The following is a 17,167-nucleotide window of genomic DNA, read 5'->3' as shown; positions in this document are numbered from 1 at the left end:
CATGGACACAGCCGAACTCAGGGAGATCTGCCTCAGCTTTCCGGGGGCCTTCGAGGACTTCCCCTTCGGCCCGGAGACGTCCGTCTTCAAGGTACGGGCCGCCGTGGCCGGAGGCGCGCGGCATGCGGCCAAGATGTTCGCGGCCTCCGCAATGGATCCGGACGACTGGTCCGTGAGCCTCAAATGCGAGCCGGCGTTGGCGGAGCAGCTTCGCGCGGCACACCCCGAAATTACCGGCGCCTGGCACATGAATAAAACGCACTGGAACGGCGTGCGGCTCGACGGATCATTGCCGGACGACATGATCCGCGACATGGTGGAGGATTCCTACTGTCTCTTATACACATCTAGATGTGTATAAGAGACAGGAGCAGCTTGGCTGGGCGCGTTTGGCCGGCGCCCGCGTGTCTCTTATACACATCTAGATGTGTATAAGAGACAGGCGCTGGAGCCCCCGCCGCAGACGGCGGCTCCGGCCCCGGCTCCGCATCCGTCGATGCGGGCAGCACGGGACCTCGGCGTTGACTGAAAAGCGCCTGGCACGCGGCGAGCTCAACTACCCCGGCATCGGTTCCACCGAGTACGGCCAGCCCCCGGAGGGATTCCCGTGCCTGGTGTCGCAGAACTACCTCGGCGAAGGCCTCGCCGTCTACCGCAGGGTGGTGCGCGGAGTGCTGGCCTGGGAGCTGCAGCGGCGGTCCGGGCTGCGGGTCCGCACGGAGTCCGCCGTCGTGGTCCCGGGCGCGCGCGTGGTGAGCGGCTTCGGCATCGGTCCTTTCCGCATCAACGCCCCGTGCGAGGTTGTGTGGGTCCACCGGCCGCTGCCGGGCGACGGGCCGCAGTCGGCGGGCTTCGCCTACGGCACGCTGCCGGGTCATCCCGAGCGGGGCGAGGAGGCGTTCGAGGTCCAGATCGATGCGAGCGGCAGCGTGTTCCTCAAGATCACGGCCTTCAGCCGGCACTCCAACTGGTTCTACACGGCGGGCGGCGCCTTTGCCAGGCGGGCGCAGAGCCTCATCACTTCCCGATACATTGAAGGTGCACGCCAACTCACCGCAGGTGAAAGCTGATCAGGAGAAGGTACATGCTGGACCAAAAGACCCTTGACCGTTTATGGAATTTCGAGGATCCGGAGCTGTCCGAGCAGCATTTCCGGGACGCGATATCCGACCAGAAATACGACGCCGACGAAAGGGCCGAGCTCGCCACCCAGCTGGGGCGTGCGATCGGACTGCAGGGCCGCTTCGAAGAGGCGGACGCGCTGCTGGATTCAATTGACGGGGAGGACGAGCCGACGATCGGCGTCCGGATCCTGCTGGAGCGCGGACGGGTCCTGAATTCGAGCGGCCACGCCGCGATGGCGGTGCCGCTGTTCGAGCAGGCGGCCGAACTCGGTGACCATCTCGGCGAGGAGTTCCTCGCCGTGGACGCGCTGCACATGCTGGCCATTGCGGACTCCGCGCATGCGGAAACCTGGACCCGGAGCGCCCTGGAGTACGCGTCCACCGCCCACGACGCCTTCGCCAGGCGCTGGATGGTGGCGCTGCACAACAACCTGGGCTGGACGCTCCATGACTCAGGCCGGCTTACCGAAGCCCTGGTGGAGTTCCAGCTGGCCGAACAATGGGCGGAGCGGGCAGGAACGCCGGCCCAGCAGCAATACGCCCGTGCGGCGATCGAGGAATGCGAGCAGGCCCTGGCCGGTGAAAGAATTGTCCCTTTGGGTGCAAAAGCTGACCCCAGCAATCCACGATTGGAAGGCAATCTCCCGTGATCTTTATTGTCGTTAAATTCAAGGTCAAGCCCGACTGGTCCGAGAAGTGGCTCGACCTCGTGGCTGACTTCACCGAGGCCACCCGGCATGAGCCCGGCAACCTCTGGTTCGACTGGTCCCGCAGCGTGGACGATCCCCACGAGTTTGTGCTGGTGGAAGCGTTCAAGGACGACGCCGCGGGGGACCACGTCAACAGTGCCCACTTCAAGAAGGCCATGGCCGACATGCCGCAGGCACTCGCGGAGACACCGCACATCATCAGCCGCCAGCTCGACGGCGAGGGCTGGGACCGGATGGGCGAACTCACCATCTGACCCGTCGCTACGATTAAGCCATGTGGATCGGATGGATTGAGTTCGACATCCTTCTCGGGGACGTCCAGAGCCTTAAGAAGAAGCGCTCCTTCATCAGGCCGCTGCTGGCGGAGGTCAAGCGCCGCTTCGACGTCTCCGTTGCAGAAGTCGGGGACCATGAGCAGTACCGGCGCGCCCGGGTGGGGGCCGGACTGGTCGCCGCCGACCGGGCGCACCTTGTGGAGGTGCTCACCGCCGTCGAGCGCTTCGTGGCTGCCCGGCCGGAGATCGAGCTGCTCAGCGCGCGGCAGCGCGAACTCCACAGCGAGGACTAACGAGCAACGCGGGGTCACTTAGCGCCCAATCCGAGGGATTTATGGGCGGTAAGTGACCCCGCGTTGGTTCAAGCAGGGAACCCTTAGCCGAAGTACTTCGGCAGCGTGGCCTCGTGGGCTTCGCGGAGTGCATCAAGCGGAAGCGGATCCACACCGTTGATCTCCAGCTGGCCGCTGGCTGCGTCCACCACGCCGATGCGAAGGTGCGCAAAGCCCCGGGCGGTGCACATGTCCGTGAAGCGGACTTCCTCGGAGCGCGGGACGCCCACGATGGCGCGGCCCTGGGACTCGGAGAACAGCGCCGTGAACAGGTCAACGCCGTCGCGGTCCAGGACATCCTGGAGCGCGATCCGGGCACCCACGCCGTAGCGCAGCGAGGATTCCACGAGGGCTGCCGCGAGGCCGCCTTCGGAGAGGTCGTGCGCGGAGTCCACCATGCCGTCGCGGGACGCGTTGATCAAAATTTCACCCAGTGCACGTTCGGCGGCGAGGTCAACCTTGGGCGGCAAACCGCCCAGGTGTCCGCGCATGTTGGACCATTCCGAGCCGTCCAGTTCCGCTGCAGTGGTGCCCAGCAGGTAGATGGCCTGGCCGTCTTCGCGCCAGCCCGACGGCGTGCGGCGGGCGACGTCGTCGAGCTTGCCCAGCACAGCCACCACAGGGGAGGGGTGGATCGGGGTGGTGCCGGTCTGGTTGTACAGCGAGACGTTGCCGCCGGTGACCGGGATGCCCAGTTCCATGCAGGCGTCCGACAGGCCGCGGATGGCCTCAGCAAGCTGCCACATGACGTCCGGGTCCTCGGGGGAACCGAAGTTCAGGCAGTCGCTGACGGCCATCGGCACGGCGCCGGAGGTGGCAACGTTGCGGTACGCCTCGGCCAGCGCGAGCTGCGCGCCCTGATATGGATCGAGGTAGGTGTAGCGGCCGTTGGCATCGGTGGCAAGGGCCACGCCCAGCCCGGTTTCCTGATCTACCCGGACCACGCCGGCATCGTCCGGGAACGCCATGGCCGTGTTGCCGCCGACGTAGCGGTCGTACTGGTTGGTGATCCAGTCCTTGCTGCACATGTTCGGCGAAGCCACGAGCTCGGTGACGGCAGCGGCCAGTTCCGCCGGGGCGGCGGGGCGGCCGGCATCCTGGACCGATCCGGTGAAGGAGTCGGCCTGGACGGAGTCCTGCCATTCGGGGCGGGCGTACGGGCGGTCGTAGACCGGGCCGTCGTGTGCAACGGTGCGCGGGTCGACGTCGACAATGACTTCGCCTTCCCACGTAATGATCAGGCGGCCGGTGTCGGTCACCTCGCCCAGCCAGGAGTACTCCACGGCCCACTTGTCCATGACCGCTTCAAACGCTGCGATGTTCTCGGGGGTGACCACGGCCATCATGCGTTCCTGCGACTCTGACATCAGGATTTCGCCCGGGGTCAGGGTGGGGTCGCGGAGCAGGACCGAGGTCAGTTCGACCTCCATGCCGCCGTCGCCGTTGGAGGCGAGCTCGGACGTGGCGCAGGAGATGCCCGCGGCGCCCAGGTCCTGGATCCCTTCAACCAGTGAGCCCTTGAACAGCTCCAGGCAGCACTCGATCAGGACCTTCTCGGCGAAGGGGTCGCCCACCTGAACGGCGGGGCGCTTGGACGGCTTGGTGTCGTCGAAGGACTCGGAGGCCAGCACGGAGGCGCCGCCGATGCCGTCGCCGCCGGTGCGGGCACCGAACAGCACCACCTTGTTGCCCTTGCCGGAAGCGTTGGCGAGGCGGATGTCCTCGTGGCGCATGACGCCGACAGCCAGCGCGTTGACCAGCGGGTTGCCCTGGTACACGGAATCGAAGACCATCTCGCCGCCGATGTTGGGCAGGCCGAGCGAGTTGCCGTAGCCGCCGATGCCCGCAACGGCGCCGTGCATGACACGGGCCGTGTCCGGGTGGTCGATGGCGCCGAAGCGCAGCGGGTCCATCACGGCCACCGGGCGGGCGCCCATGGAGATGATGTCGCGGACGATGCCGCCGATGCCGGTTGCGGCGCCCTGGTAGGGCTCCACGAACGACGGCGAGTTGTGGGACTCGATCTTGAACGTGACGGCCCAGCCGTCGCCCAGGTTGGTGACGCCGGCGTTTTCGCCGATGCCCACCAGCATGTCCTTCTTCATTTCCTCGGTCACCTTCTCGCCGAACTGGCGCAGGTGGTTCTTGGAGGACTTGTAGGAGCAGTGCTCGCTCCACATCACGGAGTACATGGCGAGCTCGGCGCCGGTCGGGCGGCGGCCCAGGACCTTGACGACCTCTTCGAACTCGTTCTGCTTCAGGCCCAGCTCGGCCCAGGGCAGTTCGGTGTCAGGGGTTTTGGCGGCGTTCTCGACGGTGTCGATGTTGAACTTCCGGGCGGTCTCCACGGGCGCTGCCACTGAGGGTGTCTCCGTCATTTGTTTGCTCCCACGATCTTGTTCAGGACAGAGGTGAAGAAGGCGAGGCCGTCGGTGTCCGATCCGCCGATTCCATCGAGGGACTCGGGACCGTAGCCCACCTCCACCGCGTGCTCCGGGTGGGGCATGAGGCCCACCACGTTGCCGGCGGCGTTGGAGATGCCGGCGATGTCGCGGCGGGAGCCGTTCGGGTTGAAGCCCACGTAGCGGAACACGACGCGGCCTTCGGCCTCGAGGGCGTCGAGGGTTTTCTCGTCGGCGATGTACTGGCCGTCCTGGTTCTTCAGCGGCACCGTGATCTCCTGGCCTGCCTCGTAATCGAGAGTCCAGTCGGTGCTGTTGTTTTCAACCCGCAGCACCTGGTCGCGGCACATGAACTTCAGGTGGTCGTTCTTGATCATCGAACCGGGCAGCAGGTGCGACTCGGTGAGGATCTGGAAACCGTTGCAGATGCCCAGCACGGGCAGCTTGGCATCGGAGTTGGCGGCGTCGATGATCTTGGACATCAGCGGCGCAAAGCGCGCGATGGCGCCGGCCCGGAGATAGTCGCCGTAGGAGAAACCGCCGGGAATGACGACGGCGTCCACCTCACCGAGTGCGTTGTCCGCGTGCCACAGCGGCACCTGTCTCTTATACACATCTAGATGTGTATAAGAGACAGTCGCTACGATTAAGCGCGGGCGGCTTGTCTCTTATACACATCTAGATGTGTATAAGAGACAGGTCGTCCAGCGTTCCCGGGAAGGTGACGACGCCGATTCGGGCGCCGGCCAGCCGCGGCTCGGCGGCGACGGCGATTGCTTCGCCGATCAGGGGAAGTTCAGTCATTTCAGGCCTCGACGACCTCGACGTTGACGACGTCCTCGATCACGGGGTTGGACAGCAGGGTCTCCGCGGCTTCGCGGGCCTGGGCCAGGATTGCGTCGGTCACCTCACCGTCGACGGTCAGTTCGAAACGCTTGCCCTGGCGGACAGAGCTAAAGCTGGTGAAGCCCAGGCGGGGGAGTGCACCCACGATGGCCTTCCCCTGCGGGTCCAGAATCTCGGGCTTGGGCATGACGTCGACAACGATCCGGGGCATCCGGTAACTCCTGTGCGTGAGCATTGGGTAAGGGCGCAGCGGAGTGGTGCCGTCTCACGCCATTCCGCTGTGGCCTGGGTGGTACAAATGGCACGACATGGACGAGCGCTCCGCGAGCTTGCTTGCCTATTCTACCGGCCCCGGCGGCGCACTCCGTATTCGGGGCTGCCGGCGCCGGCGCGCATGAAGGGCGACGGCGGCTCTGGCCCGCCGTCCCCGCCGTCAGTAGGATTGCGGAATGGGTGAGAAACCGAAATCCGTACTGTTGCCGATGGTTGCTGCCGCTGTCTTCGCGGGGCTGGGGAAAATGGTCCTCCAAAAGATCAAGGCTGACCGCGCTGCCAAACAGCACCGGGTCGCAGGCCCGGTGGACGAAAAGACGCGCCAGTGGATCAGTGACGTGGTCCGCACGCCCCGGCAGTAGCCGATCCACCAGGGCGCTACCGCATGCCGCACCGGCGGGTGCCCCTCGCGGGCGCCCGCCGGTTGCTTTTAACGGACCGTTTTCGAGTGACAACCCCAAAATTGTGTTTGTGTCCTATGTCATAACTACCTATCAGTAGGTACTGTGGGATCGGCTGCCGTTCGCATGGCCTGACAAGACCTGCCAACCAACGTGACACGACACCGTTGCGCCCGGCAGCGTAGCCGGGGCCGTTCCTTATGAAAGGTTCAAATCACTCGTGAAATCAGCAGGAAAAAGCTTCTTCCGAAGCCGGGGGGCCCGGAAAGCAGCCGCACTGTGTGTCGGTTTGCCTTTGCTCCTTTCATCGCTAGCAGCCTTGCCGGCCACCGCAGCCCCGATCCAGGGCACGCCGCCGGCAGCCCAGCAAAAGAACATCAATCCGAACGACTACCAGGCGGGCCGCTACATTGTGGTCCTGACCGAAAAGCCCGCCGCCACGTACGACGGCGGCACACCGGGGCTGCAGGCCACTAAGCCGCGCTCCGGGCGGAAACTCGACGCCGACCGGGCCGAAGTGAAGCGGTACCAGACCCATCTTGAGGCGAAGCAGACGGCGGTGGCCCAACAGGAGAACGTGCAGATCCGGCACCGCTACACCGCGGCCTTGAACGGCTTTAGCGCAACGCTGACGGCGGACCAGGCCGTGAACCTCGCCAAGAACCCCGGCGTCCTCGCAGTCGCTCCGGACACCCAGCGGGCACCGGACTACTCCACCACCGATTTCCTGAAGCTCAGCGGGGCCAAAGGCACCTGGAACACCAAGTTCGGCGGCCAGAACGGCGCGGGCAAGGGCGTCGTGGTGGGCGTCATCGACTCCGGGTACACGCCCTCCAGCGAGTTCTTCGCAGGCAGCGACGTCAAGCCCCTCACCGGCGAACCGCAGGTCGGCGTCCCGTACCGCACCGGCGACGGCAAGATCGCCATGCTGAAGTCGGACGGCAGCACCTTCGAGGGTGACTGCCAGGCAGGCGAAGGGTTCGACGGCAGCGCCTGCAACTCCAAGGTCCTCAGCGCACGCTACTTCTCCGACGCCTTCGAGGCAACGGTGGCCAAGAAGGACCGCGCGCCGGAAGAGCTCATTTCCCCGGTTGACGTCGCCAGCCACGGCACCCACACCGCCAGCACCGCCGCCGGCAACGCCAACGTGGAGTCGTTCGTGGACGGCCGCAGCTTCGGAACCACGAGCGGCGTTGCCCCGGCAGCCAAGCTCTCGATCTACAAGATCTGCTGGGAAGACAATGACCCCGCCACAGGCGGCTGCTACACCTCGGCATCCATTGATGCCATCAACCAGGCCGTGCTGGACGGCGTTGACGTCCTGAACTACTCCATCTCCGGAACCACGTCCACCACCACGGATCCGGTATCCCTGGCGTTCCTGTCAGCCGCCTCCGCCGGAGTCTTTGTGGCCGCTTCGGCCGGAAACTCCGGCCCCGACGCCAGCACGGTCAACCACGGGGAACCGTGGGTCACCACCGTAGCAGCGAGCAGCTTCTCCCAGGAGCTGCAGGGCACGGTGGAGTTCTCCGACGGCAGCAAGTTCCGTGGGGCCAGCATCATGAACCGCGAAGTAGCGGGCGCCGGCGTCGTGCTTGCCGCCGATGCAGCTTCCGGGCAGGATCCCGCTCCGCGGCTGTGCGGCCCGGGCTCGCTGGACCCGGCGAAAATCGCCGGGAAAGTGGTGGTCTGTGACCGCGGCACGTACGACCGCGTGGCCAAGAGCGCCGAAGTGGCGCGCGGCGGCGGCGTCGGGATGATCCTGGTGAACGTGACCGCATCGTCGCTGGACGCCGACAAGCACTCCGTCCCCACGGTCCACCTCAACCCGCCGGCCACCGAGACGATCAAGGCCAAGGTGGCGGCAAACCCGGCCATCACCGTCTCCCTCATCAACAAGGACACCACGGGACTGCCCGCCGAGGCGCAGCCCCAGATCGCCGGCTTCTCTTCGCGCGGACCGCTGATTGCCACGGATTCGGATCTGCTGAAGCCCGACGTCGCAGCGCCCGGCGTCGCCGTGCTGGCCGGTGTCTCGCCGATCGGCGCCGGGGGTGACAAGTTCGGATTCATGTCTGGCACGTCCATGGCCTCGCCGCACGTGGCAGGTTTCGGCGCCCTCATCCTGGGCAAGAACCCGGCGTGGTCGCCGGCAGCCGTCAAATCGGCCATGATGACCACCGCGGGCGACGTCAAGCTCGCCGACGGCAAGAAGAACACCGATGTGCTGGCCACCGGTGCCGGGCAGGTTGATCCGGCCCGCGTACTGGATCCGGGACTGGTCTACGACGCCGACGGCGATGACTACCTCAGGTTCATCCAGGGCACCGGCGTCGATCTGGGCATGCCCGGCCTCGGCGTCGCCAAGCCCCGCGACATGAACGTCCCGTCCTTCTCCCTCGGCAATCTTGCCGGCAAGATCGAGGTCACCCGCACGGTGACCGCACTGACGCCCGGCGTGTACCGCGCCAAGGCCAGCGTGCCGGGAGTGAAGGTCACGGTCACGCCGTCCATCCTGCAGTTCGGCGCGGCCGGCGAGAAGCGCACGTTCAAGGTGTCCTTCGAAAACCAGAGCGCAAAGTTGGGGCAGTTCGCCACGGGTTCGCTCACCTGGCAGGGGGCCAACAAGAACGTGGCGTCGCCGATCGCGGTCCGTCCTCAGTCAGTGGTGGCGCCCAAGAACGTCGCGTTCACGGCTCCGGCAGGCAACGGGGCCGGAAACATCAGCATCGTTTCGGGTTCCAACTCGCCCACGAACGTGACGCTGGACGGACTGTCCAAGGCGGATTCCTCCGCCATTGAGCTGGTTCCGGGGCCGTTCAAGTACGCTGCCGATGCGTCGAACTTCGTCAAGACGGTGGAGGTCCCGGCGAACGTCCCTCTGGCCAAGCTGTCCGTGTTCTCCGCGGATGAAAGCGCCGACTTCGACATGGTGGTCGTCACGCCCAGCGGCCAGTCCGTCGTTGTCGCGACGGCTGCCGCCAGCGAATCGGTCTCCATCCCCAACCCGGCCCCGGGCAAGTACCGGATGTTCGTGAACCTCTACGACAGCCCCAAAGGCCAGGCCACCAAGGCATCCGTGGACGCGGCTGTCCTTGGCGCAAACGAGGGCAACGCAACAGTGACGCCGGACCCCGTGCGGCTTGACAACGGCAGGGCCGGCCAGCTCGCCCTGGCGTGGAAGGCCCTGGCTCCGGGGTCCTACATTGGCCGGGTGACGTTCGACGGTGCCAGTGCACCGACGTTCGTCAGCGTCGTGGTGACACCGGGAGGCAGTGCAGGGGTCCCGCCGGCTTCGGAAAATCCGAAGAAAAAGAAGGAAACGGGGAAGGTCGTCAATGACGACCTGACGCGGACTCCGGATAACTCCATCTAGGAAGGTCCCGGATCCGGGTTCCCTTTGTTGGGGTCCTGACAGCGATGGCCGGCGGTTAACACCGCCGGCCATTGCCGTTAAGCGGGAGTCCTGCTGAGACGCCGGCTACTCCGGCGCTGCCGGGCACCTGACCGGCGGAAGATGGCTCAGATGGCACCTGCAGACCCGGCAATTCCGCCCAGGAGCGGGGACAGTGCGCGCCAGCGCGCAATCTCGCAGCCGTCCGTCAGCGAGAACCGCGACTGCACCGTGCGTCCGCCATAGTGGCCGGTCACCACTGCCACCTGCGGACCGCCATACTGCTGTGTGCAGAGTTTGGGCGGGCCAGGCTCGGGGAAGAAGATCCGCTCGCCGAAGCGTTCGACGGCGGCAATCGCCCCCGCGGGGTCCGGCAGCGTTGATTCGGAGAGGCGGCCGGAACGGCAAACCAGCGTGAAGACGTGGGCAGGACTGCCGGGGGACTCGGTCAGGGTGACCGTCAGGTCGAAGTCGGGAGCCGGTTCCGCGCGGCTCACGGCCGCTCCTCCGCGGCCAGGGCATCGAACATCGGCGCCAGCTCCGCCAACAGGCGGGCCCGCAGCACCTGGGCCTCCGCGGAGAAAGCCCGCTGGTGCTCCACGTAGGCTGCCTTGCCCTCGGCCGTCTCTATCCGGATCGGCGGGTAGCCCCAGTCCGTGAGGTCGTAGGGTGAGGCCTGCATGTCCATGGCCCGTACGCGCCAGGACAACTCGAAGCAGTCCATTATGAGTTCGCTGGGCAGGGCCGGCGAGAGCTTGTAGGCCCATTTGTACAGGTCCATGTTGGCGTGCAGGCAGCCGGGCTGCTCCATGGTCCGCTGGTTCTCCCTGCTGGGCGAGAATTCGTTCAGCGGTTGGGCGTCCGGCGAATAGAAACGGAACGCGTCAAAGTGCGAGCAGCGGATCCTGTTGTCCTCGACCACCTTGTCGGTGCCGGAGGCGCCCAGCCGCAGGTTCAGGTATTCGTGGCGGAGCTCGAATTTCTCCTGCCGGTAGACCATGGCCCATTCATGCAGGCCGAAGCACCCGAACTGGGCCGGGCGGGCGGCGGTGCCTGCCAGGATGATCTGGGCGAAGACCAGGGCGTCGCGGCGCTCGGCCAGGAACGAGGCCCGGTCCAGGGTCACGGCAACGCTGCCGGCCGGCAGGCGGGCGGCGGCAAGTTCGGCGGTGCTGAGCGTGCGGTAGTACTTCCAGCCCGCCCGCGCCGCTGCGTCCGTGCCGGAGAGCACGGCGCCGTCACCCGGATGCCAGCGCATGAGCTGGCCCGGCTTCTGCGTGTAGTAGGTGAAGAGGAAATCCTCCACCGGGTGCTTGCGGCCGGCCGAACGGCGTTCAAGGTAGGGGTCGGCGTAGCGGCGCACGCGCTCGGCATGGGCGGCCTCGCGCGCCCGCCAGTCGTCCGGAGGAAGCACATGCGGCTGGGCGGCCGGAGTCGTGCCCGGCAATGTCCTGAGGTGCTCCACAGTCCTAGACAGACCCGCTGGAGGAACCGAGGACGTCCTGGGCGGCGTTCCAGGCGCCGATTTCGCAGCCGTCGCGCAGGGAGAACGTTGTCTCCACAGGCGTGCCGTCGACCACTCCCGTGACGGTGGCAACCTGCGGGCCAGCGTACTGCTGGGTGCAGGAGACATCCTTGCTGGGCGCAGCGCGGTTCAGGATGGCCGCATTCTTCTTCAGCGCCGTGCAGGCCGCAGCGGCCTTGGGATGCTGGCTTTCGGCCACGGGAACGCCGCCCTTGCACACCAGTGTGTAGTTGACGGCGGTTCCGTCTTTGGACGCCTTCACGGTGATGGAGAGCTCGGCGTCGCCGGTGCCGGGCCCTGACGGCAGCGGCGACGCAGCAGGCGGTGCCGGAGCGGGAACGGTGGTCTCGGCGTCGGGCGGCGTGCTGCCCGCAGGGGAAGACGTTCCCGGGCCGGGCGTGACTCCCGGCGATTGTGTTCCGGTGCCGGGGGCTTCGCTGGTGGGCGTCGCCGAAGGCTGACCGGGTCCGGTGCCTGGGGTGCAGGCGGCAAGCCCGCCCATCGCTCCGAGGGCGAGCAGCACAGAAATCAGTTGCTTGCGCATGCCGGGTCTCCTCAAGTTTTTCCCATTCTACCGTCGGCGGCTTCCGGCCGCCCGAACGGGCCGGTAACGGTATCGGCCGATTGCTAACGGAAGGGTATCGATTCTTCGCGGCGTCCGCGGTATCTTTCTGACATTGACGGGTGCGCGGTAAAAACCAAAAAGTGATGACGCCCATGGGGGGCAGAGCGTCCAGTTCACAGGACCAAAGGTCTACAGGTCCAAGAACAAAGGAAGGCATCTCCCCATGACCCCCCATCCAAAAACCCCCCGCCCCGGCAGCAGACGGCTACCCGCAGTACTGGCCGTTGGTCTTGCAATGGTCATCAGCCAGGGCTTGGCCGCGCCGACGACGGCCGCGCCAGGGCCGGTATCCGCACAGGCGGCCGCAAGCCCCGGCGGCTCATCGCTCGACGGCCGCTACATTGTGATGCTCAAGGACAAGCCGCTGGCGACGTATTCGGGCGGTGTGCCCGGCATTCCCGGCACGGCGGTCCCGAAGGGCAAGAAGCTGAATCCCTCCGGCCCCAACTCGCGTAAGTACGACGCGCACCTCAAGGCCAAGCAGAGGCAAGCGGCCGCCGCGAAGGGCGTGACCATCAACAGGAGCTTCACCCTGGCCGTCAACGCCTTCAGCGCCGTACTCTCGGCGGCGCAGGTCAAGGGGCTGGCCGGTGACGGTAACGTGCTGGCCGTGGTCCCCGACAGCCTGCGCAAGCCCGACTACTCCACCAGCGATTTCCTCGGCCTTCCCGGCGGCGACGGCGTCTGGAATGAGCACTTCGGCGGCAAGCGCGATGCCGGTAAGGGTGTGGTTGTGGGAATGCTGGACACCGGCTACTCGCCGGAGAACCCTTTCTTCGCCGGCGACGAGGTCAAACCGTTGTCGGGCCGCCCCAAGGTCGGCGAACCCTTCCGTCTCCAGGACAACGTCATTGGCATGCAGAAGGCCAACGGCGGAACGTTTGTCGGGAACTGCGTCAGCGGTGACGGCTTTGACGGCACCGAGTGCAACAGCAAAGTCCTTGGCGCCAGGTTCTACGACCAGGCCTACAAGGCCGCGGTTCCCCCTGAGCTCCGGTCGCCGCTTGAAAAGTTTTCCCCGGTGGACGTGAACGGCCACGGTTCGCACACCGGCAGCACCGCGGCCGGGAACAGCGACGTCACCCAGGTGGCGGGCGGACGGGACTTCGGCAAGAGCTCGGGCGTCGCCCCGGCGGCGAAGATCGCCGTATATAAGGTCTGCTGGGAAGGCGCAGTCCCGGAGGCAACGGGCTGCCTGGAATCCGACATCCTCAACGCCATCCAGGATGCGGTCCTGGACGGCGTGGACGTACTGAACTACTCCATCTCCGGCAACAACAATTCAACGGTTGACGCCGTTTCCCTGGCCTTCCTCAACGCCGCGGCCGCCGGCGTGTTTGTGGCGACGTCGGCAGGCAACTCCGGTCCGGGGGCGGGCACGGTGAACCACGCGGGTCCCTGGCTGACCAGCGTTGCGGCCTCCACGTTCGACAACTCCCTGCGTGGAACCGCTGAGCTGTCCAACGGCGCGAAATTCGCCGGAGCCAGCGTGATGAGCACCGAGGTGGACTCGAAGCCCATCGTCCTGGCAGTAACCGTGAAGGCGGCCGCTGCCGTGGACGCGAACGCGGCCCTCTGCGCTCCCAACACCCTGGACCCGGCCAAGGCGGCCGGAAAGATCGTGGTCTGCGACCGGGGTGTGGTGCCGCGCGTCGACAAGAGTGACGAGGTGAAGCGGGCCGGCGGTGTGGGCATGGTGCTGGTCAACCTCACCCCGGGATCCCTCGACGCGGACCTGCACAGTGTTCCCACCGTCCACATCGACGACCCCAAGATCAAGGATGTGGTCACGGCGAATCCGGGGCTGAAGGCAAGCCTCAAGGCCACTGACACCACGGGCGCGAAACTGCCGCCGGTGCCGCAGATCGCGGAATTCTCCTCCCGCGGGCCAACGCTGGCGTCCGACGGCGACCTGCTGAAGCCCGACGTCACTGCTCCCGGCGTGGCAGTCCTGGCGGCCGTTTCGCCGATAGGTTTCAAGGGCGAGGACTTCGGGTTCCTGTCCGGCACATCAATGGCCGCGCCCCACATTGCCGGCTCCGGCGCCCTGCTGCTCGGAAAGCACCCGCAGTGGTCGCCGGCGGCTGTGAAGTCCGCCATCATGACCACCGCCTATGACCTGGTCAACGCTGACGGTGCAGCCGTGCACGACGTCTTCGCGCAGGGCGCAGGTCACGTGGATCCCGCCAAATTCTCGTCCCCAGGGCTCGTCTATGACGCGGGAATCGCCGACTGGATGGGCTTCCTCCAAGGGCAGGGATTCCAGTTGGGCGTGGCGGCGATTGCCGCCAAGGATGTCAATGTGCCGTCAATTGCGCTCGGTTCGCTGGCCGGCAGCCAGACCGTCACCCGCAGCGTTACGGCACTGACAGCGGGAACCTACCGGGCGGCTATCTCGCTCCCCGGCGTCACCGCAACGGTGAGCCCTGCCGAGCTGACCCTGGCTGAGGGTGAAAGCGCCACTTTCACCGTCACTTTCACCACTTCCGGAGCTGCGCTGGACACTTACTCCATGGGCTCGCTGACCTGGACCTCGTCCAAGAACAGCGTCCGCTCGCCGGTGGCGGTGCGGCCCGTAGCGCCGTAGCCGTCAGGACAACAGCGTACGACGCCGGCACTCACCACAGGTGGTGAGTGCCGGCGTCGTCCGTGTGGCGCGTTTGCCGCTTGCGCCGAAGCGCCGGCGCTTTCCGGGGCGCTAGTTCCGGGCAGAACCGGTGGCGGCGATGAGGTCCATCATGGTGCGGTGCAGGCTTGCCACCTGTTCCCGGGTCAGGCCCAGCCTCGCCATCATGATGCCGGGGACCTCGGTGGCCTGCCGGCGCAAGTCGGCCCCGGCGGGGGTCAACGCGACGGCCAGGGCGCGTTCGTTTCCTTCGACGCGCCGCCTGGTGATGAGCCCGGCCGCCTCCAGGCGGCGGAGCAGAGGCGAAATGGTGGCGGGCTCCTGGGCCAGGGCGTCGCTGATGTCGCGGACTGAGCGCGGGCTTGATTCCCACAGGCACAGCATGACCAGGTACTGGGGATGGGTGAGCCCGAGCTTGTCCAACACCGGTTTGTACGCGCCGACGACGCTGCGGGAGGCGACGGTCAGGGCAAAGCACAGCTGGCGTTCCAGCAGGAGATCGTCCTCGAGCACATCGGAGCCTGCGTCTGGCCCCGTGGCTGAGGGTACGGCAGGGGCTTCCGATCGTCCGGTCATGGGCATCCCTTCGATAGTTAGTGCACTAATAATTAGTGTATCGTTGTTTCCAGCAGTGTCCTGGAAATGGAGTGTGGAAACCGTGGAAAAAGAGAACGCATCACAGAGGTTCATGCGCGCAACCGGCAAGCTCAGGGCGATCTTCGGCCCGGCCAACCGGAGTTCCCTGGGGCATGACATGACCGAGGAGAATCGGAAGCTGCTCGCCCAGCGCGAGGCCGAGACCCAGCAGTGGGAAACGGTCCGGCGGCCGGACGGCAGCACGTATGTGGTGCCGCGCAACCCCGAGGACAAGTCCCTGCGCTAAGCCCCCAGCCTTCTCCTGCCCCGCGGCCATGGCGCATGACTCTCACGCTCCGCAGAGGGCCATTTTTCGTGGTCCCGGCGTAAAATAAGGGCACGGCAGTACGGACGAGCGGTTGCTCTCCGCCTTCGATCAGGGAAGGGGGTGGGACTTGTGGCACATGTGCTTGCTGGCTTTATGGATATGACCGACAGGCTCCGGTTCATATTCGGCCCTGCCACCCAGGGCGATCCGGCCGCCCCGGTGGTTCATATGCACGACGATTTTGAACACGCTTCAGAGGACGATCTGGCCCAATTTGAAGTCGAGACGGATTCCGAGGGGCACCATTATGCAGTCCGCAAGAGCGACCTCAAGTAGGGCGCCCGGAACCTGTCCTTAGCGGCCGGTGCCGCCGTAGACGGTGGCTTCGGCTTCGCTGTCCAGATCGAAGGCCTTGTGGATGGCGCGGACCGCGTCATCCAGGAGGTCTGCGTGCGTCACGACCGAGATGCGGATCTCTGACGTCGAGATCATGTTGATGTTGATGCCCGCTGCGGACAGCGCCTTGAAGAAGGTGGCGGAGACGCCCGGGTGTGACCGCATGCCGGCGCCGATCAGGGACAGCTTGCCGATCTGTTCGTTGTATTCGATGCTCTCGAAGCCGATCTCCTGCTGGGCCGCGCGGAGTGCGGCCAGGGCATCCGCCCCCTCGACGATGGGGAGCGTGAAGGAGATGTCGGTCCGGCCGGTGCCGTGCGTGGAGACGTTCTGCACGATCATGTCGATGTTCGAATGCGCGTCAGCGATCACCTGGAAAATCGCGGCGGCCTTGCCGGGAATGTCCGGAACGCCCACAACCGTGACCTTCGCTTCCGAGCGGTCGTGTGCAACACCGGAGATGATTGGCTGCTCCAAGGCAACTCCCTCTTGAGTCGTGATCTTGTCGTCGGCGCCGGGCAGGACCCAGGTGCCTTCGTGCTGGCTGAATGAAGAACGGACGTGCAGCGGCACGCCGAAACGCCGTGCGTATTCAACGCACCGCAGGTGGAGGATCTTGGCGCCGGAGGCAGCCAGTTCCAGCATTTCCTCGCTGGAGATGCGGTCGATTTTCTGCGCGGACGGCACAACGCGGGGATCGGCGGTATAGATGCCGTCCACGTCGGTGTAGATCTCGCAGACGTCGGCTTCCAAGGCGGCGGCGAGGGCGACTGCCGTCGTGTCTGAACCGCCGCGGCCCAGGGTGGTGATCTCGTTCGTGGTGCGGCTCATGCCTTGGAAGCCCGCAACGATGGCGATGTGTCCCTTGTCCAGTGCGGTCCGGATGCGGTGCGGATCGACGTCGATGATCCGCGCCTTGCCGTGGATTCCGTCGGTGATCATGCCGGCCTGGGAACCGGTGAAGGACTGCGCGGACGCGCCGAACTTGTTGATCGCCATCGCCAGCAGCGCCATGGAAATGCGTTCGCCGGCGGAGAGAAGCATGTCCATTTCCCGCGCCGGGGCGGAATCGGTAACCTGCGCGGCGAGGTCCAGGAGTTCATCGGTGGTGTCGCCCATCGCGGAGACGACGACAACGACTTCGTTGCCGGCCTTCTGCGCATCGACCACGCGCTTCGCAACCCGCTTGATGCCCTCAGCGTCGGCCACCGAGGAACCGCCGAACTTCTGCACAATGAGCTGCGTGGTGACGGAGTCACTGGCGGCCAGCTCCTGCTGCTGAGGTTCGGTCTTCACTTCGGTACTGGGCATACTCATGCGTGCACCCTCACTGG

At 66.0% G+C, this 17,167-nt stretch carries 17 protein-coding genes and 2 pseudogenes; 10 read left to right on the top strand and 9 right to left on the bottom strand.

The window, feature by feature from the left end; genetic code table 11:
* The first annotated feature begins 1 nt into the window (after position 1).
* Positions 2 to 425: pseudogene (locus B1A87_RS15655) on the top strand (MmcQ/YjbR family DNA-binding protein).
* Here B1A87_RS15655 and B1A87_RS24105 read toward each other — a convergent pair.
* Entirely contained in the window at positions 412 to 543 is a 132-nt protein-coding gene (locus B1A87_RS24105; RefSeq protein WP_260680889.1) for a hypothetical protein, read from the bottom strand. The pseudogene B1A87_RS15655 and the gene B1A87_RS24105 overlap by 14 nt on opposite strands.
* Here B1A87_RS24105 and B1A87_RS15650 point away from each other — a divergent pair.
* From B1A87_RS15650 to B1A87_RS15635, 4 genes are read left to right on the top strand one after another with little or no spacing between them, the layout of a single operon-like run.
* Positions 522 to 1,070 carry a DUF1990 family protein gene (locus B1A87_RS15650; RefSeq protein WP_078026777.1) on the top strand — a complete coding sequence of 183 codons (549 nt, stop codon included), beginning with the start codon at positions 522 to 524 and terminating at the stop codon, positions 1,068 to 1,070. The two genes, B1A87_RS24105 and B1A87_RS15650, sit on opposite strands and share 22 nt — an antisense overlap.
* Positions 1,071 to 1,084: 14 nt before the next feature.
* Entirely contained in the window at positions 1,085 to 1,774 is a 690-nt protein-coding gene (locus tag B1A87_RS15645; RefSeq protein ID WP_260680888.1) for a hypothetical protein, read from the top strand.
* Positions 1,771 to 2,088, top strand: a complete 318-nt coding sequence (locus tag B1A87_RS15640) for a putative quinol monooxygenase (RefSeq protein WP_078026776.1) — start codon at positions 1,771 to 1,773, stop codon at positions 2,086 to 2,088. The genes B1A87_RS15645 and B1A87_RS15640 overlap by 4 nt, the downstream gene beginning before the upstream one ends.
* 20 nt (positions 2,089 to 2,108) lie before the next feature.
* Positions 2,109 to 2,402, top strand: coding sequence for a DUF503 domain-containing protein (locus tag B1A87_RS15635; RefSeq protein WP_078026775.1), 294 nt, complete (start codon positions 2,109 to 2,111; stop codon positions 2,400 to 2,402).
* An 83-nt stretch (positions 2,403 to 2,485) separates the two neighbouring features.
* Here the strand turns inward: B1A87_RS15635 and purL are convergent, their stop codons facing one another.
* From purL to purS, 3 genes and pseudogenes are all read right to left on the bottom strand, one after another.
* A complete protein-coding gene (purL, locus tag B1A87_RS15630) occupies positions 2,486 to 4,819 on the bottom strand; it encodes a phosphoribosylformylglycinamidine synthase subunit PurL (RefSeq protein ID WP_078026774.1) in 2,334 nt (777 codons plus the stop codon).
* Positions 4,816 to 5,647 (bottom strand): annotated as a pseudogene (gene purQ, locus B1A87_RS15625) (phosphoribosylformylglycinamidine synthase subunit PurQ). The gene purL and the pseudogene purQ overlap by 4 nt, the downstream one beginning before the upstream one ends.
* A 1-nt stretch (position 5,648) precedes the next feature.
* Entirely contained in the window at positions 5,649 to 5,900 is a 252-nt protein-coding gene (gene purS, locus B1A87_RS15620) for a phosphoribosylformylglycinamidine synthase subunit PurS (RefSeq protein WP_056631212.1), read from the bottom strand.
* 238 nt (positions 5,901 to 6,138) lie between these two features.
* Here purS and B1A87_RS15615 point away from each other — a divergent pair, with 238 nt between their 5' ends.
* Together B1A87_RS15615 and B1A87_RS15610 are read left to right on the top strand one after the other, a co-directional pair.
* Entirely contained in the window at positions 6,139 to 6,324 is a 186-nt protein-coding gene (locus B1A87_RS15615; protein ID WP_078026772.1) for a hypothetical protein, read from the top strand.
* 316 nt (positions 6,325 to 6,640) lie between these two features.
* Complete coding sequence (locus B1A87_RS15610) at positions 6,641 to 9,739, top strand: S8 family serine peptidase (RefSeq protein ID WP_078026799.1); 3,099 nt, start codon at positions 6,641 to 6,643, stop codon at positions 9,737 to 9,739.
* A gap of 146 nt (positions 9,740 to 9,885) precedes the next feature.
* Here the strand turns inward: B1A87_RS15610 and B1A87_RS15605 are convergent, their stop codons facing one another.
* From B1A87_RS15605 to B1A87_RS15595, 3 genes are read right to left on the bottom strand one after another with little or no spacing between them, the layout of a single operon-like run.
* Positions 9,886 to 10,254: a serine protease inhibitor gene (locus B1A87_RS15605; protein WP_078026771.1), complete on the bottom strand. Its 369-nt coding sequence runs from the start codon at positions 10,252 to 10,254 to the stop codon at positions 9,886 to 9,888.
* Entirely contained in the window at positions 10,251 to 11,204 is a 954-nt protein-coding gene (locus B1A87_RS15600) for a 3-methyladenine DNA glycosylase (protein ID WP_347033655.1), read from the bottom strand. Before B1A87_RS15600 ends, B1A87_RS15605 begins: the two co-directional genes overlap by 4 nt.
* Before the next feature lie 22 nt (positions 11,205 to 11,226).
* Complete coding sequence (locus B1A87_RS15595) at positions 11,227 to 11,826, bottom strand: SSI family serine proteinase inhibitor (protein WP_078026769.1); 600 nt, start codon at positions 11,824 to 11,826, stop codon at positions 11,227 to 11,229.
* 316 nt (positions 11,827 to 12,142) lie between these two features.
* On the opposite strand from B1A87_RS15595, the gene B1A87_RS15590 reads away from it, so the two are divergent.
* On the top strand, positions 12,143 to 14,494 hold the full coding sequence (locus tag B1A87_RS15590) for a S8 family serine peptidase (RefSeq protein WP_260680887.1): 2,352 nt from the start codon (positions 12,143 to 12,145) through the stop codon (positions 14,492 to 14,494).
* Positions 14,495 to 14,605: 111 nt separating this feature from the next.
* Here B1A87_RS15590 and B1A87_RS15585 read toward each other — a convergent pair whose 3' ends face one another.
* Positions 14,606 to 15,109 carry a MarR family winged helix-turn-helix transcriptional regulator gene (locus B1A87_RS15585; protein WP_078026767.1) on the bottom strand — a complete coding sequence of 168 codons (504 nt, stop codon included), beginning with the start codon at positions 15,107 to 15,109 and terminating at the stop codon, positions 14,606 to 14,608.
* A 112-nt stretch (positions 15,110 to 15,221) separates the two neighbouring features.
* Between B1A87_RS15585 and B1A87_RS15580 the strand changes: the two genes are divergently transcribed.
* Both B1A87_RS15580 and B1A87_RS15575 read left to right on the top strand, forming a co-directional pair.
* Complete coding sequence (locus B1A87_RS15580) at positions 15,222 to 15,416, top strand: hypothetical protein (RefSeq protein WP_395940276.1); 195 nt, start codon at positions 15,222 to 15,224, stop codon at positions 15,414 to 15,416.
* Positions 15,417 to 15,566: 150 nt separating this feature from the next.
* A complete protein-coding gene (locus tag B1A87_RS15575) occupies positions 15,567 to 15,773 on the top strand; it encodes a hypothetical protein (RefSeq protein ID WP_078026797.1) in 207 nt (68 codons plus the stop codon).
* A gap of 18 nt (positions 15,774 to 15,791) precedes the next feature.
* Here the strand turns inward: B1A87_RS15575 and B1A87_RS15570 are convergent, their stop codons facing one another.
* Positions 15,792 to 17,150 carry an aspartate kinase gene (locus tag B1A87_RS15570; protein ID WP_078026766.1) on the bottom strand — a complete coding sequence of 453 codons (1,359 nt, stop codon included), beginning with the start codon at positions 17,148 to 17,150 and terminating at the stop codon, positions 15,792 to 15,794.
* Positions 17,151 to 17,167 lie beyond the last annotated feature (17 nt).

The organism is Arthrobacter sp. KBS0703, assembly GCF_002008315.2.
Classification (GTDB): Bacteria; Actinomycetota; Actinomycetes; order Actinomycetales; family Micrococcaceae; genus Arthrobacter.
The sequence above is the reverse complement of the archived record's forward strand: the minus strand, read 5'-3'. Positions and strand labels throughout refer to the sequence as shown.

Coding starts and splice junctions, on each gene's coding strand:
- B1A87_RS15645 (WP_260680888.1), top strand. CDS start 1,085: ATGCTGGACCAAAAGACCCTTGACCGTTTATGGAATTTCGAGGATCCG.
- B1A87_RS15635 (WP_078026775.1), top strand. CDS start 2,109: ATGTGGATCGGATGGATTGAGTTCGACATCCTTCTCGGGGACGTCCAG.
- purL (WP_078026774.1), bottom strand. CDS start 4,819: ATGACGGAGACACCCTCAGTGGCAGCGCCCGTGGAGACCGCCCGGAAG.
- purS (WP_056631212.1), bottom strand. CDS start 5,900: ATGCCCCGGATCGTTGTCGACGTCATGCCCAAGCCCGAGATTCTGGAC.
- B1A87_RS15615 (WP_078026772.1), top strand. CDS start 6,139: ATGGGTGAGAAACCGAAATCCGTACTGTTGCCGATGGTTGCTGCCGCT.
- B1A87_RS15595 (WP_078026769.1), bottom strand. CDS start 11,826: ATGCGCAAGCAACTGATTTCTGTGCTGCTCGCCCTCGGAGCGATGGGC.
- B1A87_RS15590 (WP_260680887.1), top strand. CDS start 12,143: ATGGTCATCAGCCAGGGCTTGGCCGCGCCGACGACGGCCGCGCCAGGG.
- B1A87_RS15585 (WP_078026767.1), bottom strand. CDS start 15,109: ATGACCGGACGATCGGAAGCCCCTGCCGTACCCTCAGCCACGGGGCCA.
- B1A87_RS15580 (WP_395940276.1), top strand. CDS start 15,222: ATGCGCGCAACCGGCAAGCTCAGGGCGATCTTCGGCCCGGCCAACCGG.
- B1A87_RS15570 (WP_078026766.1), bottom strand. CDS start 17,150: ATGAGTATGCCCAGTACCGAAGTGAAGACCGAACCTCAGCAGCAGGAG.